Origin of the sequence: Xanthomonas sp. 3498, assembly GCF_014199795.1 — a bacterium.
Taxonomy (GTDB): domain Bacteria; phylum Pseudomonadota; class Gammaproteobacteria; order Xanthomonadales; family Xanthomonadaceae; genus Xanthomonas_A; species Xanthomonas_A rydalmerensis.
The window spans coordinates 599,585-620,629 of the sequence record NZ_JACHOH010000002.1; the positions used below are offsets into that span (position 1 = coordinate 599,585).

Genomic DNA, 21,045 nt, shown 5'->3' on the forward strand with positions numbered 1-21,045 from the left:
TGGTTTAACCCGCCAGCTTGCCGAAGATGCGGAAGCCGGCCAGCCACACGCCGAGCATGCTGCCCAGGTTGGTCAGCAGGAAGGTCAGCACCACGCGCGAGACGCGGTTGCGATACCAACCGCGCAGGTTCTGCGCATCGTCGCGCAGCGCCAGGAAGTCGCCATAGGCCGGCTTGCGCATGTGCACTTCGACCAGGGCGCTGAACGCACCGGCCGGCACGCCGGGGCGGAACGGCTTCAGCGGCGCGGCGATGGCGCCGGCGATCACGCTCAGCGGATGGCCGCCGGCCAGGATGCAACCCAGCCCGGCCAGACCGCCGGTGAACAACACCCACTGCAGCAACAGGTCGGTGCCCAGGGCGAAGCCGCCATGCCAGTAGCCCCAGGCCACGCCGCCCAGCACCAGCGCGGTCAGGGTCAGGGTGATCCACGGCACCTTCTTCTTGGTTTGCACCTCTTCCAGCGCCTTGCGCAGCGTCGCGGGATCGTCCTGGTCGCCCTGCAGGTGCCGCGCCAGGCCGGCCAGGTGGCCCGCACCGACCACCGCCAGTACCTCGCGCACGCCGGCACCGGTGGAGCCGTCCAGTGGCTCGGCGTTGCCGGCCAGCGGCAGCGCGCGCTGTTGCGCCTGTTCCTCGCGCAGACGCGTGGCCATGTAGCGGTCGCGCTCGGCGATGATGGTGTCGTACAGCGCCGGGCTTTCGCTGGCGAAGTCGCCGAAGCTGGCCTCGAGCATGTCGCCCTGCTTGAGCTTCTCGATCTCCGCCTCGCCGACCTCGTCGGAGGCGAACAGGCCGCCGAGCAGGCCGCTGGCCAGCTTCAGCTTGCCGAAGAAGCCGAGCCGGCTGGAGGCGCGCTTGAAGGTCAGGCCGACTTCGCGATCGACCAGGTACACCGGCAACTGCCGTTCGCGCGCCAGCAGCACCGCGCGCTTGAGCTCGGCGCCGGGCTCGATGCCCAGTTGCTCGGCCAGGCGCCGCTGGTAGGCGGCCAGCGCCAGGTTGGCGGCGAACAGGGCCACGCGGCCTTTGCGGATCACCTGCACCAGGTCCAGCTTGGTCAGTGCGTCCGGATCGGTCAGTGCCTGCAGGCGCTGCGGGTCCAGTTCCACCGCCACCGCGTCGAAACGGCCGCTGCCGATCGCCCGTTCCACGGCGGCGACGCTGGCCAGGGACACGTGCGCGGTGCCGAGCAGGGTGTAGCGGATGCCGTCGCGTTCGACGATGCGGTACGGCTGGCCGTCGAACAGCGCGTCGTCGCCGTCGGCCTGGGAAAGTTCGTTCATTCCATCACTCATCGGAGGGCGCCTCGGCAGCGCCGGGGCTCAGCAGGCAGGGGGGTGAGGGCATTGGCCGCGACCGGCATGGGCGCCTGCGGCCGGGGCGCGCTGCGCCGCAGGGAGCGGCGCCGCACAGGCGAAGACCCGGCACGGCGCTGCGGGTCAGTCGATGTAGCGCTTCAGCAGGTCGCCGTAGGCATCGATGCGGCGGTCGCGCAGGAACGGCCAGATCCGCCGCACGTGCTCGCTGCGCTGCAGGTCCACGTCGCAGACCAGCACGGTCGGCTCGCCACCGGCCTCGGCGATGAACTCGCCCTGCGGGCCGAGCACGTGGCTGTTGCCCCAGAACTGGATGCCCGACGCGCCCAGCGGCGAGGGCTCGTGGCCGACCCGGTTGCAGCTCAGTACCGGCACGCCATTGGCCACCGCATGGCCGCGATGGCTGAGGATCCAGGCATCGCGCTGGCGTTCCTGCTCGGCCTGTTCGTCGTTGGGATCCCAGCCGATCGCAGTCGGATACAGCAGCAGTTCGGCACCGGCCAGCGCCATCAGTCGCGCCGCTTCCGGGTACCACTGGTCCCAGCACACCAGCACGCCGAGGCGGCCGACCGAGGTCTGGATCGGGGTGAAGCCCAGATCGCCCGGGGTGAAGTAGAACTTCTCGTAGAAGCCCGGATCGTCCGGGATGTGCATCTTGCGGTACTTGCCCAGCAGGCTGCCGTCCTTTTCGAACACCACCGCGGTGTTGTGGTACAGCCCGGCGGCGCGGCGCTCGAACAGCGAGCCGACCAGAACCACACCGTGGCGCTTGGCCAGGGCGCCCAGGCGCTCGGTGCTGGGGCCGGGAATCGGCTCGGCCAGGTCGAATTCGTCCACCGACTCGTGCTGGCAGAAGTACGCGCCGTTGTGCAGTTCCTGCAGCAGCACCAACTGTGCGCCCTGCGCGGCGGCCTCGGCCACACGCGATTCGATCGCTGCCAGGTTCGCCGCGGCGTCGCCGTGGTTGCGCTCCTGGATCAGCGCGACGGAAAGAGTGGTTCGGGTCATTGCGGAATCAAGGTTCGCGGTAAACCGGCATGGTAGCGCGGATGGCCGCGCGGCAGGTTCCAGGGAGATGAATCCCGCGCTGCGCGTGGCGGCGGCGCGGGTGGTGTGGTCGGCGCTGCGCCGGCGTGCGGCGCAGGCGCGGCGGCTCAGTCCGCCAGCAATCCGGCCGGCAGCTGCATGGTGATGCAGTGCAGGCTGCCGTTCTGCCAGATCAGCGCGCGGCAGGGGATCGGCACGATCTCGTGCTGCGGGAAGGCCTGCGCCATTACCGCCTGCGCCTGCGCATCGGACGCGTCGCCGTAGGCCGGCATCAGCACCGCACCGTTGACGATCAGGAAATTGGCATAGGACGCGGCCAGGCGCCGGCCATCGTCGATCACCGGTTGCGCCCACGGCAGCGGAAACAACCGATAAGGCACGCCGTCGGCGGTACGCAATGCGGCCAGTTCGGCGCCCATCGCCTGCAGCTCGGCGTAGTGCGAATCGCCGGCGTCGTCGCAGGCCTGGTAAACGATCGCGTCGGGGCTGGCGAAGCGGGCGAGGGTGTCGATGTGCGCGTCGGTGTCGTCGCCTTCCAGATAGCCGTGATCCAGCCACAGCACGCGCTGCTGCGCCAGCCAGTCGGCCAGGTCGTGGCTGAGCGATTCGCGGCTGCGCTGCGGATGCCGCTCGTGCAGGCACTGCCAGGTGGTCAGCAGGGTGCCGGCACCGTCGCAGTCGATGGCGCCGCCTTCCAGGGCGAAATCGATGCGGCGCACGTCGCTGTCGGCGAACAGGCCTTGCTCGGCCAGCACGCCCACCAACTGGTCGTCGCGGCTGGCCTGGAACTTGCCGCCCCAGCCGGTGAAGCGGAAATCCAGCAACTGGAAGCCGCCGCCGGCGCGCGCCAGGGTGATCGGGCCGGAATCGCGCAGCCAGGTGTCGTCGTACTCGGCCTCGACGAAGCGCACCCGCTGCATGTCCACACGCGCCGAGCGCAGCCGCGCCTCGGCATAGATCTGCAGGTCGGCGTCGGCCACGCAGATCAGCACCCGCTGGAAGCGCACGATCGCCGCGACCAGGGCGATGTAGGTCTCCTCGACCTCGGCCAGGCGCTCGGCCCAGTCGGTGCCGGCATGCGGCCAGGCGATCAGGATGGCGGACTGCGGTTCCCATTCTGCGGGAAGGCGAAGGCGATCAGTCATTGCGACCAGTACTCAGGTTGTGCCTGGCGTCGCGCCAGGGTGTGTGTCGTTCATATCCCTGCACTGGCGGGCGCAGGTGCGTTGCGCAGGACCACGGGACGGGACGGTCGCCAGCGGCAGCGCCGGGGTGTTCGGCCAGGCGCACGCGCAACCGGGCGCAGGACCGACGTCAGCGGATCGCCGGCTTCGGTCCGATCTCGTTGGCGTCGGCCTTGTTGGCGACCACGTCCACCACCTTCTGCTTCTCGAAGTAGACGGTAAAGGCCGGATAGACCCAGCGGTTGATGGTCGGCCATTGCCGCTTCTGGCCGCCACGCGGCTCCAGCTTCTGCTGCGGGGCGCCGTAGCGCGCCTGCACCTGGGCCATGCTCAGGCCGCGGGTCGGCAGCGCCGCCGCGGGTTCTTCCTTGACCCGCTCGACCAGCAGGGTCTCGGCGTGGGCGCCGCCGGCCAGGCCCAACACGGCCAGCAGCGGCAGGACGGACAGACGATGCTTCATCACGTGTACTCCCCAGAGGACGAGCGTCGATTACAGCAAACTTCGGCAACAAAAAACCGCCCGAAGGCGGCTTTCGTCGACGACCGGCCACCGCTGCGCGCAGCGCGGTAGGGTAGGCCGGGTCGGATCAGCGCTGGCGCGCCTTGAAACGGGGGTTGGACTTGCAGATCACGAAGACCTTACCGCGGCGGCGGACCACCTTGCAGTCGCGGTGACGGGCCTTCGCCGACTTCAGGGAGGACAGGACTTTCATGGCACACCTCGGCGTAAACTTGTGGATTCGAAGGAGGGCGGCACGGCCGAAACCATGGCGCGGGATCAGTAAGCCGGCGATTGTAGCCTGGTTTTCTTCATGGTTTCAACTGCTTGCGCCAGTCGGGCTGGCGTCGGCGCTACAATGCGCCGCCCCCCGTCCGAGGAACCGCATGAACGAGCCCGCTCCCGTCCTGACCATCGATGGCCCGTCCGGGGCCGGCAAAGGCACCGTCAGCCGCATCGTCGCCGCCCGCCTGGGCTGGCATTACCTGGATTCGGGGGCGCTGTACCGGGCGGTCGGGGTCGCGGCCAGCTGGGCCAATCTGGACATTTCCGACGCCGCCGCCCTGGTGCGCTGCACCTTCGACACCCGGGTGGATTTCGACGAGGTCGCCGGCGGCGGCCTGCGGGTCCGGATCAACGGCGCCGATGCCACCGACGAACTGCGCCTGGAGACCACCGGCGCGGTGGCCTCGGCGATTGCCGCCATTCCCGAGGTGCGCGCGGCGCTGAAGCAGCGTCAGCGCGCCTTCCGCACCCCGCCGGGGCTGGTCGCCGACGGCCGCGACATGGGCACGGTGATTTTCCCGGACGCCCCGTACAAGGTGTTCCTGACCGCCAGCGCCGAGGAGCGCGCCCAGCGCCGGCATAAGCAGTTGAAGGAAAAAGGGGTTTCCGTTATATTCGACGACCTGCTGCGCGAGATCATGGCCCGCGACGCACGCGATGCCCAACGCGCGGTGGCCCCGCTGAGGCCGGCAGACGATGCCGTCCTCCTCGATACCACCGGCATGGACATCGACCAGGTGGTGGGCCGCGTCCTGCAGTTGTTGCCAGTCTGAGAGCAGTGCGCAGGGCAGGGCAGCAGAGTGGTGGTGGCATGCATGCCACCGGTTCCTCGCAACACGCTACATCCAGGTTCCACCGATAGTGTCAAAGGCTCCGCTGCGCAATCCCGCGCTGCGGTTTTTCCATTCCACACCCGGCCGCTGTTCGGGCCGACTAACAGGTGGGCAGTCGCTGTTTTTCCAGAAGAAAAACGCCCTGTCCGTGTGTCCACTAGAGTAATTTCAAATGACCGAATCTTTTGCCGAACTGTTCGAAGCCAGCCAAGCCAATCTGGCCAAGCTGAAGCCCGGCGCCATCGTCACCGGTACCGTCGTGGAAGTCCGCGGCGACGTGGTGGTGATCAACGCCGGCCTGAAGTCCGAAGGCATCGTGCCGATCGAGCAGTTCCGTAACGACGCTGGCGAGATCGACGTCGCCGAAGGCGACCTGGTCAAGGTCGCGCTCGACTCGCTCGAGAACGGCTTCGGCGAGACCGTGCTGTCGCGCGAGAAGGCCAAGCGCGCCATGGTGTGGGACGAGCTGGAAGAAGCGTTGGAAAAGAACGAGACCATCACCGGCCGCATCAGCGGCAAGGTCAAGGGTGGTTTCACCGTGGACATCAAGGATGTCCGCGCGTTCCTGCCCGGTTCGCTGGTGGATGTGCGCCCGGTGCGCGACCCGGCCTACCTGGAAGGCAAGGAACTGGAGTTCAAGCTGATCAAGCTGGACCGCAAGCGCAACAACGTGGTGGTCTCGCGTCGTGCGGTGGTCGAGAGCGAGCACTCGGAAGAGCGCGAGCAGCTGATGGACAAGCTGCAGGAAGGCGCGATCCTGAAGGGTGTGGTCAAGAACCTGACCGACTACGGCGCGTTCGTGGACCTGGGCGGCATCGACGGCCTGCTGCACATCACCGACATGGCCTGGAAGCGCGTGCGCCATCCGTCCGAAGTGGTCAACGTCGGCGACGAGCTGGACGTGCGCGTGCTGAAGTTCGATCGCGAGCGTAACCGCGTCAGCCTCGGCCTGAAGCAGCTGGGCGAGGATCCGTGGGACAACATCGCCCGTCGTTACCCGGCCAACAGCCGCGTGTTCGGCAAGGTGTCCAACGTCACCGATTACGGCGCGTTCGTCGAGATCGAGCCGGGCGTGGAAGGCCTGGTGCACGTGTCCGAGATGGACTGGACCAACAAGAACGTCAACCCGTCCAAGGTCGTGCAGGTCGGCGACGAAGTCGAAGTGATGGTGCTGGACGTGGACGAAGAGCGTCGCCGCATCTCGCTGGGCATGAAGCAGGTCGCCGCCAATCCGTGGGAGACCTTCGCCGCCACCCACAAGAAGAACGACAAGGTGTCCGGCCAGATCAAGTCGATCACCGACTTCGGCATCTTCATCGGCCTGGACGGCGGCATCGACGGCCTGGTGCACCTGTCCGACATCAGCTGGAACACCACCGGCGAAGACATCGTGCGCAACTTCAAGAAGGGCGACACGCTGGAAGCCGTGGTGCTGGCGGTGGACCCGGAGCGCGAGCGCATCAGCCTGGGCGTCAAGCAGCTGGAGCAGGATCCGTTCGGCCAGTACATGGCCGCCAACCCGAAGGGCTCGAAGGTCGAGGGCGTGGTGCGTGAAGTGGACGCCAAGGGCGCCACCATCGACCTGGCCGACGGCATCGAAGGCTACGTTGCCGCGCGCGACATCGCCAACGAGCGCGTCGACGACGCCAGCCAGCACCTGAAGGTCGGCGACAAGATCGAAGCCAAGTTCGTGGGCATGGACCGCAAGGGCCGCACCCTGCAGCTGTCGATCAAGGCCAAGGACGATGCCGAAATGCGCGAAGTGCTGGAGGAATACCAGTCCGCGTCGGGCGGCACCACCCAGCTGGGCGCGCTGCTGCGTGCACAGCTGAACGGCAACAAGTCCGAGTAATCCGCCACACGCAGCGTTACTGGCACGGCCCGGTGTTCCCGGGCCGTGCCAGGTTGCGACCCCACTGCACGAATCCGCAATGACAAAATCCGAGCTGATCGAAATCCTGGCGCGCAAGCAGGCGCATCTGAAGTCGGACGACGTCGATCTGGCGGTGAAGTCGTTGTTGGAAATGATGGGCGGCGCCCTGTCCGGCGGTGATCGCATCGAGATCCGCGGCTTCGGCAGCTTTTCCCTGCATTACCGGCCGCCGCGCCTGGGACGCAATCCCAAGACCGGCGAGTCCGTCGCGCTTCCCGGCAAGCACGTGCCGCATTTCAAGCCCGGCAAGGAGCTGCGCGAGCGTGTGAGCGGCGTCGTTCCGGTCGAATCCGACACGCCCTGAGTCCGGCGTCCGGCGTTTGCCGGAATCCACGCCTGTTCGGCTAATCTAGTGTCTCCCGACGCTGGAGTTGCTCATGAAGATTGCACGACTGCTGATCCTGCTGGTGTTGCTGTTGGCCGGCCTGGTCATCGGGTCGCTCAATTCGCAGCCGATCCAGATCAACTTCGTGTTCTCCAGCATCGCCACCACCTCCGGCATCGCCATCATCGTCTCGCTGTTCGCCGGCGTGCTGATCGGCGCTTCGCTGGTCCTGGCGACCCTGGTGATCCCCCTGTATGCCAAGCTGCGTCGCGCCAACAAGGCCGCGAACGCCGCGACCCCGGCCGTCGCGCCGGTTTCTCCCCATGCCCAGCCCTTGGATGGACGCTGACCTTCGATGGACTTTCTGACCGAGTGGTTCTGGTTCTTCCTGTTCCTGCCGCTGGCAGCGCTGAGTGGCTGGGTGATCGGCCGCCGTGGCGGCCAGCGCCATGGCGATACCCAGGTCAGCCGGCTCTCCAGCACCTATTTCCGCGGCCTCAACTACCTGCTCAACGAGCAGCCGGACAAGGCGATCGAGCTGTTCCTGCACATCGCCGAACTGGACAAGGAAACCTTCGAGACCCAGGTCGCGCTGGGCCACCTGTTCCGCCGCCGCGGTGAGGTCGACCGCGCCATCCGCCTGCACCAGGGCCTGGTCCAGCGCGGCGACCTGAGCGACGCGCAGCGCGTGCAGGCCTTGCTGGCGCTGGGCGAGGACTACATGAAGTCGGGGCTGCTGGACCGGGCCGAAACCGTGTTCACCGAATTGGCGCAGATCGACCAGCGCGCGCCGCAGGCGCTCAAGCACCTGATCGGCATCTACCAGGCCGAACGCGACTGGGAAAAGGCCATCGACAACGCCACCCGCTACGAAGAGGTGACCGGCGAGCCGATGGGCAAGCTGATCGCCCAGTTCGAATGCGAGTTGGCCGACCGCTATCGCGCGTCGGGCAAGAACGACCTGGCGCGGGCGGCGATCGCGCGTGCCTACCAGGCCGATGCCAAGTCGGTGCGCGCCGGCATCCTGGAAGGACGCATCGACGTCGACGACGGCAACGACGAGGCCGCGATCCGCGCCTTCGAGCGCGCCGCCCGCCACGACCCGGACTACCTGCCGGAGATCATGCCTGCGCTGATGGACTGCTACCGGCGCGGCAACGATCTCAGCGGCGCGCGTGCGTTCCTGTCGGAGATGACCGAGCACTATCGCGGCATCGCCCCGGTGTTGGCGCTGACCCGTCTGATGGAGTCGCAGGAAGGTATTTCCGCCGCGCGCTCCTATCTCGGCCGGCAGCTCAAGGACCGCCCGTCGGTGCGCGGCGAGTCCGCGCTGATCGACCTGACCCTGGCCGAGGGTGCCGACTCCACCGCGACCCTGCAGGACCTCAAGCACATCACCGACCAGTTGCTGGTGCGCAATCCCAGCTACCGCTGCACCCGTTGCGGCTTCGGTGCGCGTACCCACCACTGGCAATGCCCCAGTTGCAAGGAGTGGGGCACGGTCAAGCCGCTGCTCAACTACGCGGTGGTGTAATGCCCATCGCAGGAGCCGCGCTGCTCTTGGCGCTCGGGGCATTCAGCGCGGCCGGCACCTGGCTGTCGCGCCGCTACGCACTCAAACGCAAGCTGATGGACGCACCCGGCGAGCGGCGCAGCCACACCGTGGCGACGCCGCGCGGTGGCGGCGTGGCGATCGTGGCGGCAGTGCTGCTCGCCTGCGGCTGGGCGGCGCTGCAGTGGCCGCAGCACGGTGCCGGCATCGCCACCTTCGCGGCCGGCCTGCTGCTGGTCGCCGGCATCGGCTGGTGGGACGACCACCGGCCGCTGTCGGCGGCGCTGCGATTGCTGGTGCATGCGGTGGCGGCGACCCTGCTCGCTGCACTTGTCTACAGTGCGAGCCAACCGTTGTGGGTGGTCGCGCTGGTGTGGCTGGCAACGGTTTCGCTGATCAATATCTGGAATTTCATGGATGGCATCAATGGTCTGGCCAGCAGCCAGGCGATGATCGCGGCCATGGGATTCGCCTGGTTGCTGCCGGCGCCGCTGCGGTGGCCATGCTGGGTGCTGTTGGTCGCCTGTGCGGGGTTTCTGCCGTTCAACTATCCCCGGGCGCGCATTTTCCTCGGAGATGTCGGCAGTGGCGCACTCGGTTACCTGATCGCCGCGCTGTTCGCCTGGTGTCTGGTGGCCGGTGAGCAGGCGCCATGGCTGCCGGCATTGCCGCTGTCGGCCTTCGCCATCGACGCAGGCTTCACGCTCGCCTCGCGCATGCTCGCGGGCGAACGTTGGTGGCAACCGCACGCGCAACATTTTTATCAGCGTTGGGTACACACCGGCAGTAGCCATACTGTCGTCACGCTCGCCTACGGTCTGTTCAGCATCGTCGCGATTACAATCGCGCGGCTGGGCAGGCCCCTGGATGCGGGCGTCCAGGCCGGTCTGACGATCGCCTGGTTCTGTTCGGCAGGTGTGCTTTGGCTGGCTTTGCGCAACCGGATGCGCCGAACTCTCACGGATCACTGATGCTTTCCACGCGCGACCGATTCACCGAGCTGTTTCCCAAGGCCTCCGTGGTCGTCCACGATCTGGCCATTGTCTGGGTCTGCTGGCAACTGCTGCATGCTGCCCGCTACACCATGCTGCCTGGCGAGCATCCGTTGCCGCTGTGGAACCTCAACACCGCCATCGTGCTGGTGGCGCAGGGGCTGGTGTTCTGGAAGGTCGGCCTGTATCGCGGCCTGTGGCGCTTCGCCAGCGTTCCCGACCTGCTCAATATCTTCAAGGCCAGCTTCTATGGCCTGGTGGCGATCGTGCTGGGGCTGGCCTACAGCCGCTTCGATGCGATCCCGCTGTCGGTGCTGATGGTGTATCCGTTTGCGTTGTCGGCGCTGCTTGGCGCGCCCCGCCTGCTGTACCGCGCCTGGAAGGATTATCAGATCGCCCATTCGGACGACACCGCGCGGCGCGTGCTGATCGTCGGCGCTGGCCGTGCGGCCGAGGCACTGGTGCGCGACCTGCGCCGCTCCGGTGCCTACCAGCCCGTGGGTTTCGTCGACGACGCAGGCCACTTGCACGGCGCCAAGCTGCAAGGCCTGCCGATCCTGGGTCGCATCGACGAAGCCGGCGCGATCGCCAAGGAAACCGCGGCCAAGCTGCTGGTCATCGCGATCCCGTCGCTGGATGCGGCCGGCATGCAGCGGGTGGTGGCGATCTGCGAGAGTACCGGCCTGCCGTTCCGCACTGTGCCGAGGCTGGTCGACGTCCTCGAGGGCCACTACCTGCCGGGCGAACTGAAGGAGGTCGCGATCGAGGACCTGCTCGGGCGCAAGCCGGTGACGCCGGACTGGAAGCTGATCAAGGGCTGGCTGTCCGGGCGCACGGTGCTGGTCACCGGCGCCGGCGGTTCGATCGGTTCGGAACTGTGCCGGCAGTGCGCGCGTCACGGCGCGCGCAAGATCGTGCTGCTGGAGATCAACGAACTGGCGCTGATCACCATCCATGCCGACCTGCACCGCACCTTCCCGGATCTGGAGATCGACTGCGTGCTGGGCGATTGCGGCGATCCGGCGGTGATTCGCCACGCCATGAAGGTGGCCGAGCCGGACGCGGTGTTCCATGCCGCCGCCTACAAGCAGGTGCCGCTGCTGGAGCGGCAGTGTCGCGAGGCGGTGCGCAACAACGTGCTGGCCACCGAGAACGTGGCGCGTGCCTGTGTCGCGGCGAAGGTCTCGACCTTCGTGTTCATTTCCACCGACAAGGCGGTCAACCCAGTCAACCTGCTCGGCGCGTCCAAGCGCTACGCGGAAATGGTGTGCCAGTCGCTGGACGATCAGGCGGTCAGCACGCGCTTCGTGACGGTGCGCTTCGGCAACGTGCTGGATTCGGCCGGCAGCGTGGTGCCGCTGTTCCGCGAGCAGATCCGCCAGGGCGGTCCGGTGACGGTCACCGATCCGCAGGTAACGCGCTACTTCATGACCATCCCCGAAGCCAGCCAGTTGATCGTGCAGGCGGCCGCGTCGGCGTCGCATGGCGCCATCTACACGCTGGACATGGGCGAGCCGGTACCGATCCGCCTGCTCGCCGAGCAGATGATCCGCCTGGCGGGCAAGCAGCCCGGGCGCGACATCGCCATCGTCTACACCGGCCTGCGTCCGGGCGAGAAGCTGCACGAGACCTTGTTCTACGCCGACGAAAACTATCGGCCGACGTCGCATCCGAAGATCCTGGAGGCCGGCGTGCGCAGCTTCTCGCGCGAGGACGTGCTGCGTGGCGTGCAGCAGTTGCGCGCGGCGGTGGCCGACTACGACAGCGAGACCATCGAGAAGGTGCTGCGCATGACCATGCCGGAGTTCGCTCCTCTGCGTCAGCAAGGCGATCACGACGGCTCCGCTACCATCGTTCCATTCCCCGCACGCGAGGCCAGAAGGCTCTGATGAGCAAGAGAATCCGCAAGGCAGTATTCCCGGTGGCAGGTTTGGGTACCCGCTTCCTTCCCGCCACCAAGACCGTTCCCAAGGAAATGCTGCCGATCATCGATCGGCCGTTGATCCAGTACGCCGTGGACGAGGCGATCGAAGCCGGTTGCGACACCCTGATCTTCGTCACCAACCGCTACAAGCACGCGGTCGCGGATTATTTCGACAAGGCCTACGAACTGGAGCAGAAGCTGGAGCGTGCGGGCAAGCACGAGCAGCTGGAAATGATTCGCCACGTGCTGCCCGAGGGCGTGCGCGCGATCTTCGTGACCCAGGCCGAAGCGCTGGGCCTGGGCCACGCGGTGCTGTGCGCCAAGTCGGTGATCGGCGACGAGCCGTTCGCGGTGCTGCTGCCGGACGACCTGATCTGGAACCGTGGCGACGGCGCGCTGAAGCAGATGGCCGATCTCAACGAGCGCAGCGGCGCCAGCGTGATCGCGGTGGAAGACGTGCCGCACGAGAACACCGCCAGCTACGGCATCGTGGCTACCGAGGCGTTCGACGGCCGCAAGGGCCGTATCGCGCAGATCGTCGAGAAGCCCAAGCCGGAAGACGCACCGAGCGATCTGGCGGTGGTGGGTCGTTACGTGCTCAGCTCGAAGATCTTCGAGCTGCTCGAAAGCACCGGCACCGGTGCCGGCGGCGAGATCCAGCTGACCGACGCCATCGCCGCGCTGCTGAAGAGCGAAGAAGTCGACGCCTATCGTTTCGAGGGCACCCGCTTCGACTGCGGTACCCACCTGGGCCTGGTCGAGGCGACGATCCGTTTCGCGCTGGAGAACAAGAAGCTGGCCAAGCCGGCGCGCGCGAAGCTCACCCAGATGCTCGCCGAGGAGTGAGCCTGGCGCCGCGCGCCGCTGCAGGGCGGCGCGCGGGCCGAGTGCTGATCCGGACGTCAAGCCGCTGATTCGATCCAGATCGGTCGAATCAGCTGACAAACAGAAAAGGCAGCCGCGAGGCTGCCTTTTCTATTTGTACGTTGTTCGTACAGCAACGCTTGATGCCGGACCCTCACCCCAACCCCTCTCCCGGTGGGAGAGGGGCTAGGTCCTGCTCCTTCTCCCTCCGGGAGAAGGTGGCCCGCAGGGCCGGATGAGGGTAGGGCGCGCACCCGCATGGTCCATTTCACACGTGCTTGCTACCGGACACTCGCCCCAACCCCTCTGCCGGGGGGAGAGGGGCTAAGAGCCCAGGTGGCGCGCTTACAGCGCCTCGATGATCCCCGCGGCGCCCATGCCGGTGCCGATGCACATGGTGACCATGCCGTACTTCTGCTTGTGCCGGCGCAGGCCGTGCACCAGGGTGGCGGTGCGGATCGCGCCGGTGGCCCCGAGCGGATGGCCCAGGGCGATGGCGCCGCCCAGCGGGTTGACCTTGGACGGATCCAGGCCGCTGTCGCGGATCACCGCCAGCGACTGCGCGGCGAAGGCTTCGTTGAGCTCGATCCAGTCCAGCTGGTCCTTGCTCAGGCCGGCCTGCTTGAGCGCCTTCGGAATCGCCTCGATCGGGCCGATGCCCATCACTTCCGGGCGCACGCCGGCGACGGAGAAGCTGACGAAGCGGGCCAGCGGGGTCAGCCCGTAGTCCTTGATCGCCTGCTCGGAGGCCAGTAGCACCGCACCGGCGCCATCGCTCATCTGCGAGGAATTGCCGGCGGTGACGCTGCCGCCGAACTGGCCGTTGCGGAACACCGGGCGCAGCTTGGCCAGGCCTTCGATCGAGCTGTCGGGGCGCGGGCCTTCGTCGGTGTCGACCAGCTTCTTGCGCAGGGCGATGACGTTGCCGGCCAGGTCGGGCTGGTGCGAGAGGATCTCGTAGGGACTGATCTCGTCGCGGAACTCGCCGGCGGCGATAGCGGCGATGGCCTTCTGGTGCGAGGCGAGGGCGAACGCATCCTGGTCCTCGCGCGACACCTTCCACTCCTCGGCCACCTTCTCGGCGGTGATGCCCATGCCGTAGGCGATGGCCACGTGGTCGTCGGCGAACACGCTCGGCGACAGCGCGACCTTGTTGCCCATCATCGGCACCATCGACATCGATTCGGTGCCGCCGGCCAGCATCAGGTCGGCGTTGCCCAGGCGGATCTGGTCGGCGGCCAGCGCCACCGCCTGGATGCCCGAGGAGCAGAAGCGGTTGATGGTCTGCCCGGCCACCGAGTTCGGCAGCCCGGCCAGCAGCACGCCGATGCGCGCCACGTTCATGCCTTGCTCGCCCTCGGGCATCGCGCAGCCGATAATCGCGTCGTCGATGCGCGAGGTGTCGATGCCCGGCGCCTGCGCCACCACCGCACGCAGCACGTGCGCCAGCATGTCGTCGGGACGGGTGTTGCGGAACATGCCCTTGGGCGCCTTGCCGACCGGGGTGCGAGTGGCGGCGACGATGTAGGCTTCCTGGATCTGTTTGCTCATTTGGCTTTCTCCGAAAGCCGGGAATGGGGATTCGGGATTGGGGATTCGTCAGAGCGGATCCCGGCGTCGAATGCTTTTTGCCCGGCTGATAAATGGTGGGAGGCGAGGGTGGTATCAGGAATTGGGAATCCGCCGTAACGAATCCCCAATCCCGACTCCCGAATCTCAGTTCCTCAACGGCTTACCCGTCTTGAGCATGTGCCCGATGCGCGCCTGGGTCTTTTCCTGCTGGGCCAGTTCGACGAAGTGCTTGCGCTCGAGCTTGAGCAGCCATTCCTCGTCCACCAGCGCGCCGCGGTCGACCTCGCCGCCGCACAGCACGGTGGCGATGCGGGTGGCGATCTCGTAGTCGTACTCGCTGATGAAGCGGCCTTCCAGCATGTTGACCAGCAGCATCTTGAAGGTGGCGATGCCGACGTCGCCGGCGACCTGGATGCGTCGGGCCGGCAGCGGCGGGCGGTAGCCGCCCTCGGCCAGGGCACGCGCCTCGGCCTTGGCGATGTACAGCGACTCGTAGCTGTTGAACACCACCTTGTCGGTGCCGCGCAGCAGGCCCAGTTCCTTGGCGTTGACCGCCGAGGTCGAGACCTTGGCCATGGCCACGGTTTCGAAGGTCTTCTTTAGTTCGGCGAACACGTCGCCGCCCGGACCCGCGGCCTGCGCCGCGCGCACCGCGATCTCCTTGAGGCCGCCGCCGGCCGGCAGCAGGCCCACGCCGGCCTCGACCAGGCCGATGTAGCTCTCCAGCGCGGCCACGGTCTTGGCGCTGTGCATCTGGAACTCGCAGCCGCCGCCCAGCGCCAGCCCACGCACCGCTGCGACCACGGGGGCCAGCGAGTACTTGATGCGCTGGCTGGTGGCCTGGAAGTTGGCGACCATCGCCTCGAACGCGTCGACCTTGCCGGCCTGCAGCAGGCCCAGCGCGCCGGCCAGGTCGGCACCGGCGGAGAAGGGCTCCTTGTGCTGCCACAGCACCAGGCCCTTGAAGTCCTTCTCGGCGCGGCCCACCGCTTCCTGCAGGCCGTCCAGCACCTGGTCGGAGACGGTGTTCATCTTGGTCTTGAAGCTGACCACGGCGATGTCGTCGCCGTCGTGCCACATGCGCAGGCCGTCGTTCTCGAACACGGTCTCGCCCCGCGCGAACTTCTCGCCGAGCAGCGGATCGGGGAAGCGCTGGCGCTTGTAGACCGGCAGCGCCGAGCGCGGCAGCTTGGCGTCGCGCGCCGGGCTGTACGAGCCTTCGGCGGCGTGCACGCCGTCGCGGCCATCGAACACCCAGTTCGGCAGCGGCGCGCTGCTCATGCTCTTGCCGGCGGCGATGTCGTCGGCGATCCACTGCGCGACCTGCTTCCAGCCCGCGGCCTGCCAGGTCTCGAACGGACCCAGCGCCCAGCCGTAGCCCCAGCGGATCGCCAGGTCCACGTCGCGCGCGGTCTCGGCGATGTCGGCCAGGTGGTAGGCGCTGTAGTGGAACAGGTCGCGGAAGGTCGCCCACAGGAACTGCGCCTGCGGATGCTGGCTCTCGCGCAGCTTGGCGAACTTCTCGGCCGGGTTCTTGATCTTCAGGATCTCGACCACTTCGGGCGCGGCGGCGCGGTCGGCCGGGCGGTAATCCTGCTTCTGCAGGTCCAGCACCACGATGTCCTTGCCGACCTTGCGGAAGATGCCGGCGCCGGTCTTCTGGCCCAGCGCGCCCTTGCCGATCAGCGCTTCCAGCCACTTGGGCGCCTTGAAGAAGGCATGCCACGGGTCGTTCGGCAGGGTGTCGCCCATGGTCTTGATGACGTGCGCCATGGTGTCCAGGCCGACCACGTCGGAGGTGCGGTAGGTCGCCGACTTCGGCCGGCCGACCAGCGGGCCGGTGAGGCCGTCGACCTCGTCGAAGCCCAGGCCGAACTGCTCGGTGTGGTGGATGGTCGACAGGATCGAGAACACGCCGATGCGGTTGCCGATGAAGTTCGGGGTGTCCTTGGCGTAGACCACGCCCTTGCCCAGGGTGGTGACCAGGAAGCTTTCCAGGCCTTCCAGCACCGCCGGTTCGGTGTGCTTGGCCGGGATCAGCTCGGCCAGGTGCATGTAGCGCGGCGGGTTGAAGAAGTGCACGCCGCAGAAGCGGTGGCGCAGCTGCTCCGGCAGCACGTCGGACAGGGCGTTGATGCCCAGGCCGGAGGTGTTGGAGGCCAGCACCGCATGATCGGCCACGAACGGCGCGATCTTCTTGTACAGGTCCTGTTTCCAGTCCATGCGCTCGGCGATGGCTTCGATGATCAGGTCGCAGCCGCGCAGCTGCTCCAGGCCGGAGTCGTAGTTGGCCGGTGTGATGGCCTCGGCCAGGGCAGGGCTGGCCAGCGGCGCCGGGCTGAGCTTGGTCAGGTTGGCGATCGCCTTGAGCACCACGCCATCGGCGGGGCCTTCCTTGGCGGGGAGGTCGAACAGCACGGTGTCGACGCCGGCGTTGGTCAGGTGCGCAGCGATCTGCGCACCCATCACGCCCGCGCCCAGGACGGCGGCACGGCGGACGAGCAGGGGATTGGACATAGCGATCAGCCTCTGTGGGTCAACGTTTGCGGGATCAGGGAGCCGAGTGGGCGAGAAAGCCGGCTTCGGCGAAACGGATGAGTTCGCGGGCGGCGTGGGCGCGGTGGGCACCCTCGCTGACGCCGGCGGGACGCTTGATCAGGCCGAAGTCGGCCATGGCGTAGGTCAGGGCGCCGGCAAGGAAATCCAGGCGCCAGTACAGTTCCTGCTTGCTCAGCCCGGGCACGCAGGCGGCGATGGCCTTGCCGAACTCGCGCAGCACGTGGCCGTAGTGGTCGGACAGGAACTGGCGCAGGCTGTCGTTGTTCTCGGCGTAGGCGCGGGCGATCACCCGCACGAAGGCGCCGCCGCTCTGCCGATCCTGGGCCATCGCCAGGGCCGGCTCGACGAAGGCCGCCAGCACCGGGCCGAGCTGGCCGGGATGCTGCCGCTGCGCGGCCTCCAGCTGCGCCATGCGCGCGGCGGTCATTTCGTCCATGCGCCGCCGGAACACCTCGTTGACCAGGTTTTCCTTGGACCCGAAGTGGTAGTTCACCGCGGCGATATTGACGTCGGCCTGGCTGGTGACCTGGCGCAGCGAGGTGCCGGAAAAGCCGTGCTGCGCGAACAGTTCCTCGGCCGCGCTGAGGATGCGGTCCTTGGTCGAAAAGTGCGCTTGCTTTGCCATGCGGCCGCCAGAATCAATCAAACGATTGTTTGAGTCTAGGCCTGGGCGGCAGGCGCGTCATGCTGCTTTGCAGCACGATTCAGCCTGGCCGTGCAAAGCCGGCGCCGATTGGATAGAATTGTCCATCGCAATTCTGGCTAAGCCCGCGTTTTGACGCGGGTTTTTTTCATGTTAACCTCGGGCCTTCAGTGGCCCGCCCAACGGAGAACTTCCCATGGCGCTGGAGCGCACCCTGTCCATCATCAAGCCCGACGCCGTCGCCAAGAACGTCATCGGCGAAATCTACTCGCGCTTCGAGAAGGCGGGCCTGAAGGTCGTGGCTGCCAAGTACAAGCAGCTGTCGCGCCGCGAGGCCGAGGGCTTCTACGCCGTGCACCGCGAGCGTCCGTTCTTCAACGCGCTGGTCGAGTTCATGATCTCCGGCCCGGTGATGATCCAGGCGCTGGAAGGCGAGAACGCCGTGGCCGCGCACCGCGACCTGCTGGGCGCCACCAATCCGAAGGACGCCGCGCCGGGCACCATCCGCGCCGACTTCGCCGATTCGATCGACGCCAACGCCGCGCACGGCTCGGATTCGGTCGAGAACGCCGCCAACGAAGTGGCGTATTTCTTCGCCGCCACCGAAGTGGTTTCGCGCTAAGCGAGGTCGTCGTGAACGAGGTCGTCCATCCTCCCTTGGCCATCGCCGATCCCGTGCGGACCGGCGCGGCGGCCAAGCAGAATCTGCTCGACCTCGATCGCGAGGGGCTGGAGCGTTTCTTCGCCGAGACCCTCGGCGAAGCGCGCTACCGTGCCCACCAGGTGATGAAGTGGATCCATCACCGCTACGTCACCGATTTCGACCAGATGACCGACCTCGGCAAGGCGCTGCGCGCCAAGCTGCAGCAGCATGCCGAGGTCGTCGTCCCCAACATCGTGTTCGACAAGCCCTCCGCCGATGGCACCCACAAGTGGTTGCTGGCGATGGGCGTGGACGGCAAGAACGCGATCGAGACCGTGTACATCCCCGACAAGACCCGCGGCACGCTGTGCGTGTCCTCGCAGGTCGGTTGCGGCCTCAACTGCACGTTCTGCTCCACCGCCACCCAGGGCTTCAACCGCAACCTGTCCACCGCCGAGATCATCGGCCAGGTATGGGTGGCGGCGCGGCATCTGGGCAACGTGCCGCACCAGATGCGCCGCCTCACCAACGTGGTGATGATGGGCATGGGCGAGCCGCTGATGAATTTCGACAACGTCGTGCGCGCGATGAGCGTGATGCGCGACGACCTGGGCTATGGCCTGGCCAACAAGCGCGTGACCCTGTCCACCTCGGGCCTGGTGCCGCAGATCGACCGGCTGTCCAGCGAAAGCGACGTGTCGCTGGCGGTGTCGCTGCACGCGCCCAACGACGCGCTGCGCGAGACCCTGGTCCCGCTCAACAAGAAGTACCCGATCGCCGAGCTGATGGCGGCCTGCGCACGTTATCTGCGCGCCAACAAGCGCCGCGAGTCGGTGACCTTCGAGTACACCCTGATGAAGGGGATCAACGATCAGCCGGAGCATGCGCGGCAATTGGCGCGGCTGATGCGCCAGTTCGACAACGCGGTGCAGGCGTCGAACGCCGGCAAGGTCAACCTGATTCCGTTCAATCCGTTTCCGGGCACGCGCTACGAGCGCTCCGGCGAGACGGAGATCCGCGCGTTCCAGAAGATCCTGCTGGACGCGCAGGTGCTGACCATGGTGCGGCGCACGCGCGGCGACGACATCGATGCGGCCTGCGGGCAGCTCAAGGGGCAGGTCATGGACCGCACCCGCCGCCAGGCCGAGTTCAAGCGCGAATTGCAGACGCGGGCGGATCGGGATGCGGCGGCTTAGCCAAGGGCATTCCATCGCGGTGGTGGCGATTGCAGTGCTGGCCTTGCCGGGCTGCAACTGGATCGCCGCCAAGACCGGCACGGTGCGCACTGCCGAGCAGGTGCAGCCGAATTACTCGTTCCGCGACAACCGTGCGGTGAAGTCGCGCGTGGCCTTGCAGGAGCAACTGGGCCTGGCCGCCAACGGGCTGGCCTCCAACGACCTGGACGCGGCGCAGACGCACGCGCGCAAGGCGCTGGCGCTGGATCCGAACTCGGTGGATGCGCTGACCGTGCTGGCGGTGGTCGCCGATCGCCGCGGCGACGCCACGACCGCCGGCGGGTACTACCGCAAGGCCGCCGAACTGGCGCCGACCGACGGTGCGACCTTGAACAACTACGGCGCCTGGCTGTGCGCGAACGGTTCGCCGGCCGAATCGCTGGCCTGGTTCGACCGCGCGCTTGCGCTCCAGGACTACGCCACCCCGGCCTCGGCACTGGCCAACGCCGGCGGCTGCGCGCTGCAGGTCGGCCAGCGCGAGCGCGGCGAACGCGATCTGCGCAAGGCGCTGGACCTGGATCCGGACAACGCGTTCGCACTCGAGGCGATGGCGCGCAACCAGGTCGCGCAAGGGCGCTTTTTCGAGGCGCGCGCCTTCTCCGAGCGGCGTCTGGCGGCTGCGCCTGCCACCGCTTCCGTGTTACAACTTGCTATTCAGATTGAGCAAAGGCTGGGCGACAAGGCTGCCGCCGGCCGTTACCAACAGCGGTTGCGCAAGGAGTTTCCCGACGCCGCGACCACGACACCCGGGGCTAGTGCATTGTGATCAGTGATTCCAATCCGAACGCTTTCGATGGCGCCAAAGGCTGCGGGCAACAGCTCCGCGAAGCGCGCGAAGCGGCGGGCCTGAGCATCGACGACGTCGGCAGCCGACTGCGCATGCCGCTGCATGTGGTGCAGGCACTCGAGTCGGAGCAGTGGCAGCGCCTCGGCGCGCCGGTGTTCGTCCGCGGGCAGCTGCGCAGCTATGCGCGCCTGCTCGGTGTCGATCTTGAGCCGCTGCTGCAGACCGCGCAGATCGCGCCGGTGCAGCCGGTCGAATTGATCAGCCACACGCATACGCCGCCGCTGCGGCGCATGCTCGAGAGCGCCACGCGGCGCATGGTGTACGTGGTGATCACCGCCGGACTGGCGGTGCCGGTCTGGTACGCCACCCGCAGCCACTTCGCCGACGACAATGGCCCCAGCACCGCGTCGCTGGACGTGGTGCCGGGCGCGCCGGGCAATACCGCGGCCGCGCCGGCGGCGCCGGCCAATGGCGCCGCGTCGACGGCGCCGGCCGCGCCGGTGGCCGCACGGCCGGCGCCGAGCGCTGCGCCGTACATCGCCTCGCTGACGCCGATGCCGCGCCCGGCGGCGGAGCCGGAAAAGAACAGCCTGAGCCTGTCGTTCCAGGGCGACAGCTGGGTGCAGATCCTCGCGCCCGACGGCACGCCCGTGGAGAAGGCGCTGCTGAGGGCGGGCGAGACCCGCACCTATGCGCCGGGCCAGGTCGGGCGCGTGGTGCTGGGCAATGCCTCCGCGGTCCAGGTTCAGCATGCCGGGAGTACGGTGGATCTGACCCCGTTCAGGCGCGCGAACGTGGCGCGCTTTGCGGTATCCTCTGACGGTTCCGTGGTGCCCGCCTCCGAGTGACG

20 protein-coding genes are annotated in these 21,045 nt (G+C 67.5%); 12 read left to right on the top strand and 8 right to left on the bottom strand.

Features of this window, described 5'->3' with window-relative positions:
• Positions 1 to 4: 4 nt before the first annotated feature.
• The 5 genes from GGR66_RS07695 to ykgO form a co-directional block, all read right to left on the bottom strand.
• Positions 5 to 1,285, bottom strand: coding sequence for a TraB/GumN family protein (locus tag GGR66_RS07695; protein WP_184447854.1), 1,281 nt, complete (start codon positions 1,283 to 1,285; stop codon positions 5 to 7).
• 156 nt (positions 1,286 to 1,441) lie between these two features.
• On the bottom strand, positions 1,442 to 2,326 hold the full coding sequence (locus GGR66_RS07700; RefSeq protein WP_160969924.1) for a carbon-nitrogen hydrolase: 885 nt from the start codon (positions 2,324 to 2,326) through the stop codon (positions 1,442 to 1,444).
• 146 nt (positions 2,327 to 2,472) lie between these two features.
• Positions 2,473 to 3,510, bottom strand: coding sequence for an agmatine deiminase family protein (locus tag GGR66_RS07705; protein ID WP_184447855.1), 1,038 nt, complete (start codon positions 3,508 to 3,510; stop codon positions 2,473 to 2,475).
• A gap of 169 nt (positions 3,511 to 3,679) precedes the next feature.
• Positions 3,680 to 4,009: a hypothetical protein gene (locus tag GGR66_RS07710; protein ID WP_184447856.1), complete on the bottom strand. Its 330-nt coding sequence runs from the start codon at positions 4,007 to 4,009 to the stop codon at positions 3,680 to 3,682.
• 127 nt (positions 4,010 to 4,136) lie between these two features.
• Positions 4,137 to 4,262 (bottom strand): type B 50S ribosomal protein L36, encoded by a 126-nt coding sequence (ykgO, locus tag GGR66_RS07715; RefSeq protein WP_010342887.1) that lies wholly within the window; start codon positions 4,260 to 4,262, stop codon positions 4,137 to 4,139.
• Between the two features lie 172 nt (positions 4,263 to 4,434).
• On the opposite strand from ykgO, the gene cmk reads away from it, so the two are divergent.
• The 8 genes from cmk (at position 4,435) to galU (ending at position 12,738) form a co-directional block, all read left to right on the top strand.
• Positions 4,435 to 5,106, top strand: coding sequence for a (d)CMP kinase (gene cmk, locus GGR66_RS07720; RefSeq protein ID WP_017913728.1), 672 nt, complete (start codon positions 4,435 to 4,437; stop codon positions 5,104 to 5,106).
• 232 nt (positions 5,107 to 5,338) lie between these two features.
• Entirely contained in the window at positions 5,339 to 7,018 is a 1,680-nt protein-coding gene (rpsA, locus tag GGR66_RS07725; protein WP_010342889.1) for a 30S ribosomal protein S1, read from the top strand.
• 64 nt (positions 7,019 to 7,082) lie between these two features.
• Positions 7,083 to 7,403, top strand: a complete 321-nt coding sequence (locus GGR66_RS07730) for an integration host factor subunit beta (protein WP_255419593.1) — start codon at positions 7,083 to 7,085, stop codon at positions 7,401 to 7,403.
• A 73-nt stretch (positions 7,404 to 7,476) separates the two neighbouring features.
• Positions 7,477 to 7,773 (top strand): LapA family protein, encoded by a 297-nt coding sequence (locus tag GGR66_RS07735; RefSeq protein WP_184447857.1) that lies wholly within the window; start codon positions 7,477 to 7,479, stop codon positions 7,771 to 7,773.
• Between the two features lie 6 nt (positions 7,774 to 7,779).
• Entirely contained in the window at positions 7,780 to 8,958 is a 1,179-nt protein-coding gene (lapB, locus tag GGR66_RS07740) for a lipopolysaccharide assembly protein LapB (protein WP_160947820.1), read from the top strand.
• Positions 8,958 to 9,947 (top strand): glycosyltransferase family 4 protein, encoded by a 990-nt coding sequence (locus GGR66_RS07745; protein WP_184447858.1) that lies wholly within the window; start codon positions 8,958 to 8,960, stop codon positions 9,945 to 9,947. Before lapB ends, GGR66_RS07745 begins: the two co-directional genes overlap by 1 nt.
• Entirely contained in the window at positions 9,947 to 11,857 is a 1,911-nt protein-coding gene (locus tag GGR66_RS07750; protein WP_160969914.1) for a nucleoside-diphosphate sugar epimerase/dehydratase, read from the top strand. Before GGR66_RS07745 ends, GGR66_RS07750 begins: the two co-directional genes overlap by 1 nt.
• Positions 11,857 to 12,738 carry a UTP--glucose-1-phosphate uridylyltransferase GalU gene (galU, locus tag GGR66_RS07755; RefSeq protein ID WP_184447859.1) on the top strand — a complete coding sequence of 294 codons (882 nt, stop codon included), beginning with the start codon at positions 11,857 to 11,859 and terminating at the stop codon, positions 12,736 to 12,738. Before GGR66_RS07750 ends, galU begins: the two co-directional genes overlap by 1 nt.
• A gap of 363 nt (positions 12,739 to 13,101) precedes the next feature.
• Here galU and GGR66_RS07760 read toward each other — a convergent pair whose 3' ends face one another.
• The 3 genes from GGR66_RS07760 to GGR66_RS07770 all read right to left on the bottom strand — a co-directional run bounded on the left by GGR66_RS07760 (position 13,102) and on the right by GGR66_RS07770 (position 17,512).
• Entirely contained in the window at positions 13,102 to 14,307 is a 1,206-nt protein-coding gene (locus tag GGR66_RS07760) for an acetyl-CoA C-acyltransferase (RefSeq protein WP_017913732.1), read from the bottom strand.
• A gap of 165 nt (positions 14,308 to 14,472) precedes the next feature.
• Positions 14,473 to 16,845 carry a 3-hydroxyacyl-CoA dehydrogenase/enoyl-CoA hydratase family protein gene (locus GGR66_RS07765; RefSeq protein ID WP_184447860.1) on the bottom strand — a complete coding sequence of 791 codons (2,373 nt, stop codon included), beginning with the start codon at positions 16,843 to 16,845 and terminating at the stop codon, positions 14,473 to 14,475.
• A 34-nt stretch (positions 16,846 to 16,879) separates the two neighbouring features.
• Positions 16,880 to 17,512: a TetR family transcriptional regulator gene (locus GGR66_RS07770; protein WP_184447861.1), complete on the bottom strand. Its 633-nt coding sequence runs from the start codon at positions 17,510 to 17,512 to the stop codon at positions 16,880 to 16,882.
• Positions 17,513 to 17,726: 214 nt separating this feature from the next.
• Here GGR66_RS07770 and ndk point away from each other — a divergent pair, with 214 nt between their 5' ends.
• Genes ndk through GGR66_RS07790 form a run of 4 tightly spaced genes read left to right on the top strand, consistent with a single transcriptional unit; the run spans position 17,727 to position 21,043 of the window.
• The gene (gene ndk / locus GGR66_RS07775; RefSeq protein ID WP_002812972.1) at positions 17,727 to 18,152 is read left to right on the top strand and encodes a nucleoside-diphosphate kinase; all 426 of its coding nucleotides are present in this window, start codon (positions 17,727 to 17,729) and stop codon (positions 18,150 to 18,152) included.
• Positions 18,153 to 18,187: 35 nt separating this feature from the next.
• Positions 18,188 to 19,369, top strand: a complete 1,182-nt coding sequence (rlmN, locus tag GGR66_RS07780; protein ID WP_040901919.1) for a 23S rRNA (adenine(2503)-C(2))-methyltransferase RlmN — start codon at positions 18,188 to 18,190, stop codon at positions 19,367 to 19,369.
• A gap of 13 nt (positions 19,370 to 19,382) precedes the next feature.
• Positions 19,383 to 20,174, top strand: a complete 792-nt coding sequence (pilW, locus tag GGR66_RS07785) for a type IV pilus biogenesis/stability protein PilW (protein ID WP_184448105.1) — start codon at positions 19,383 to 19,385, stop codon at positions 20,172 to 20,174.
• On the top strand, positions 20,171 to 21,043 hold the full coding sequence (locus GGR66_RS07790; protein ID WP_184447862.1) for a RodZ domain-containing protein: 873 nt from the start codon (positions 20,171 to 20,173) through the stop codon (positions 21,041 to 21,043). Before pilW ends, GGR66_RS07790 begins: the two co-directional genes overlap by 4 nt.
• Positions 21,044 to 21,045: the final 2 nt, after the last annotated feature.

Coding starts and splice junctions, on each gene's coding strand:
- GGR66_RS07695 (WP_184447854.1), bottom strand. CDS start 1,285: ATGAACGAACTTTCCCAGGCCGACGGCGACGACGCGCTGTTCGACGGC.
- GGR66_RS07700 (WP_160969924.1), bottom strand. CDS start 2,326: ATGACCCGAACCACTCTTTCCGTCGCGCTGATCCAGGAGCGCAACCAC.
- GGR66_RS07705 (WP_184447855.1), bottom strand. CDS start 3,510: ATGACTGATCGCCTTCGCCTTCCCGCAGAATGGGAACCGCAGTCCGCC.
- GGR66_RS07710 (WP_184447856.1), bottom strand. CDS start 4,009: ATGAAGCATCGTCTGTCCGTCCTGCCGCTGCTGGCCGTGTTGGGCCTG.
- ykgO (WP_010342887.1), bottom strand. CDS start 4,262: ATGAAAGTCCTGTCCTCCCTGAAGTCGGCGAAGGCCCGTCACCGCGAC.
- cmk (WP_017913728.1), top strand. CDS start 4,435: ATGAACGAGCCCGCTCCCGTCCTGACCATCGATGGCCCGTCCGGGGCC.
- rpsA (WP_010342889.1), top strand. CDS start 5,339: ATGACCGAATCTTTTGCCGAACTGTTCGAAGCCAGCCAAGCCAATCTG.
- GGR66_RS07735 (WP_184447857.1), top strand. CDS start 7,477: ATGAAGATTGCACGACTGCTGATCCTGCTGGTGTTGCTGTTGGCCGGC.
- lapB (WP_160947820.1), top strand. CDS start 7,780: ATGGACTTTCTGACCGAGTGGTTCTGGTTCTTCCTGTTCCTGCCGCTG.
- GGR66_RS07745 (WP_184447858.1), top strand. CDS start 8,958: ATGCCCATCGCAGGAGCCGCGCTGCTCTTGGCGCTCGGGGCATTCAGC.
- GGR66_RS07750 (WP_160969914.1), top strand. CDS start 9,947: ATGCTTTCCACGCGCGACCGATTCACCGAGCTGTTTCCCAAGGCCTCC.
- galU (WP_184447859.1), top strand. CDS start 11,857: ATGAGCAAGAGAATCCGCAAGGCAGTATTCCCGGTGGCAGGTTTGGGT.
- GGR66_RS07760 (WP_017913732.1), bottom strand. CDS start 14,307: ATGAGCAAACAGATCCAGGAAGCCTACATCGTCGCCGCCACTCGCACC.
- GGR66_RS07765 (WP_184447860.1), bottom strand. CDS start 16,845: ATGTCCAATCCCCTGCTCGTCCGCCGTGCCGCCGTCCTGGGCGCGGGC.
- GGR66_RS07770 (WP_184447861.1), bottom strand. CDS start 17,512: ATGGCAAAGCAAGCGCACTTTTCGACCAAGGACCGCATCCTCAGCGCG.
- ndk (WP_002812972.1), top strand. CDS start 17,727: ATGGCGCTGGAGCGCACCCTGTCCATCATCAAGCCCGACGCCGTCGCC.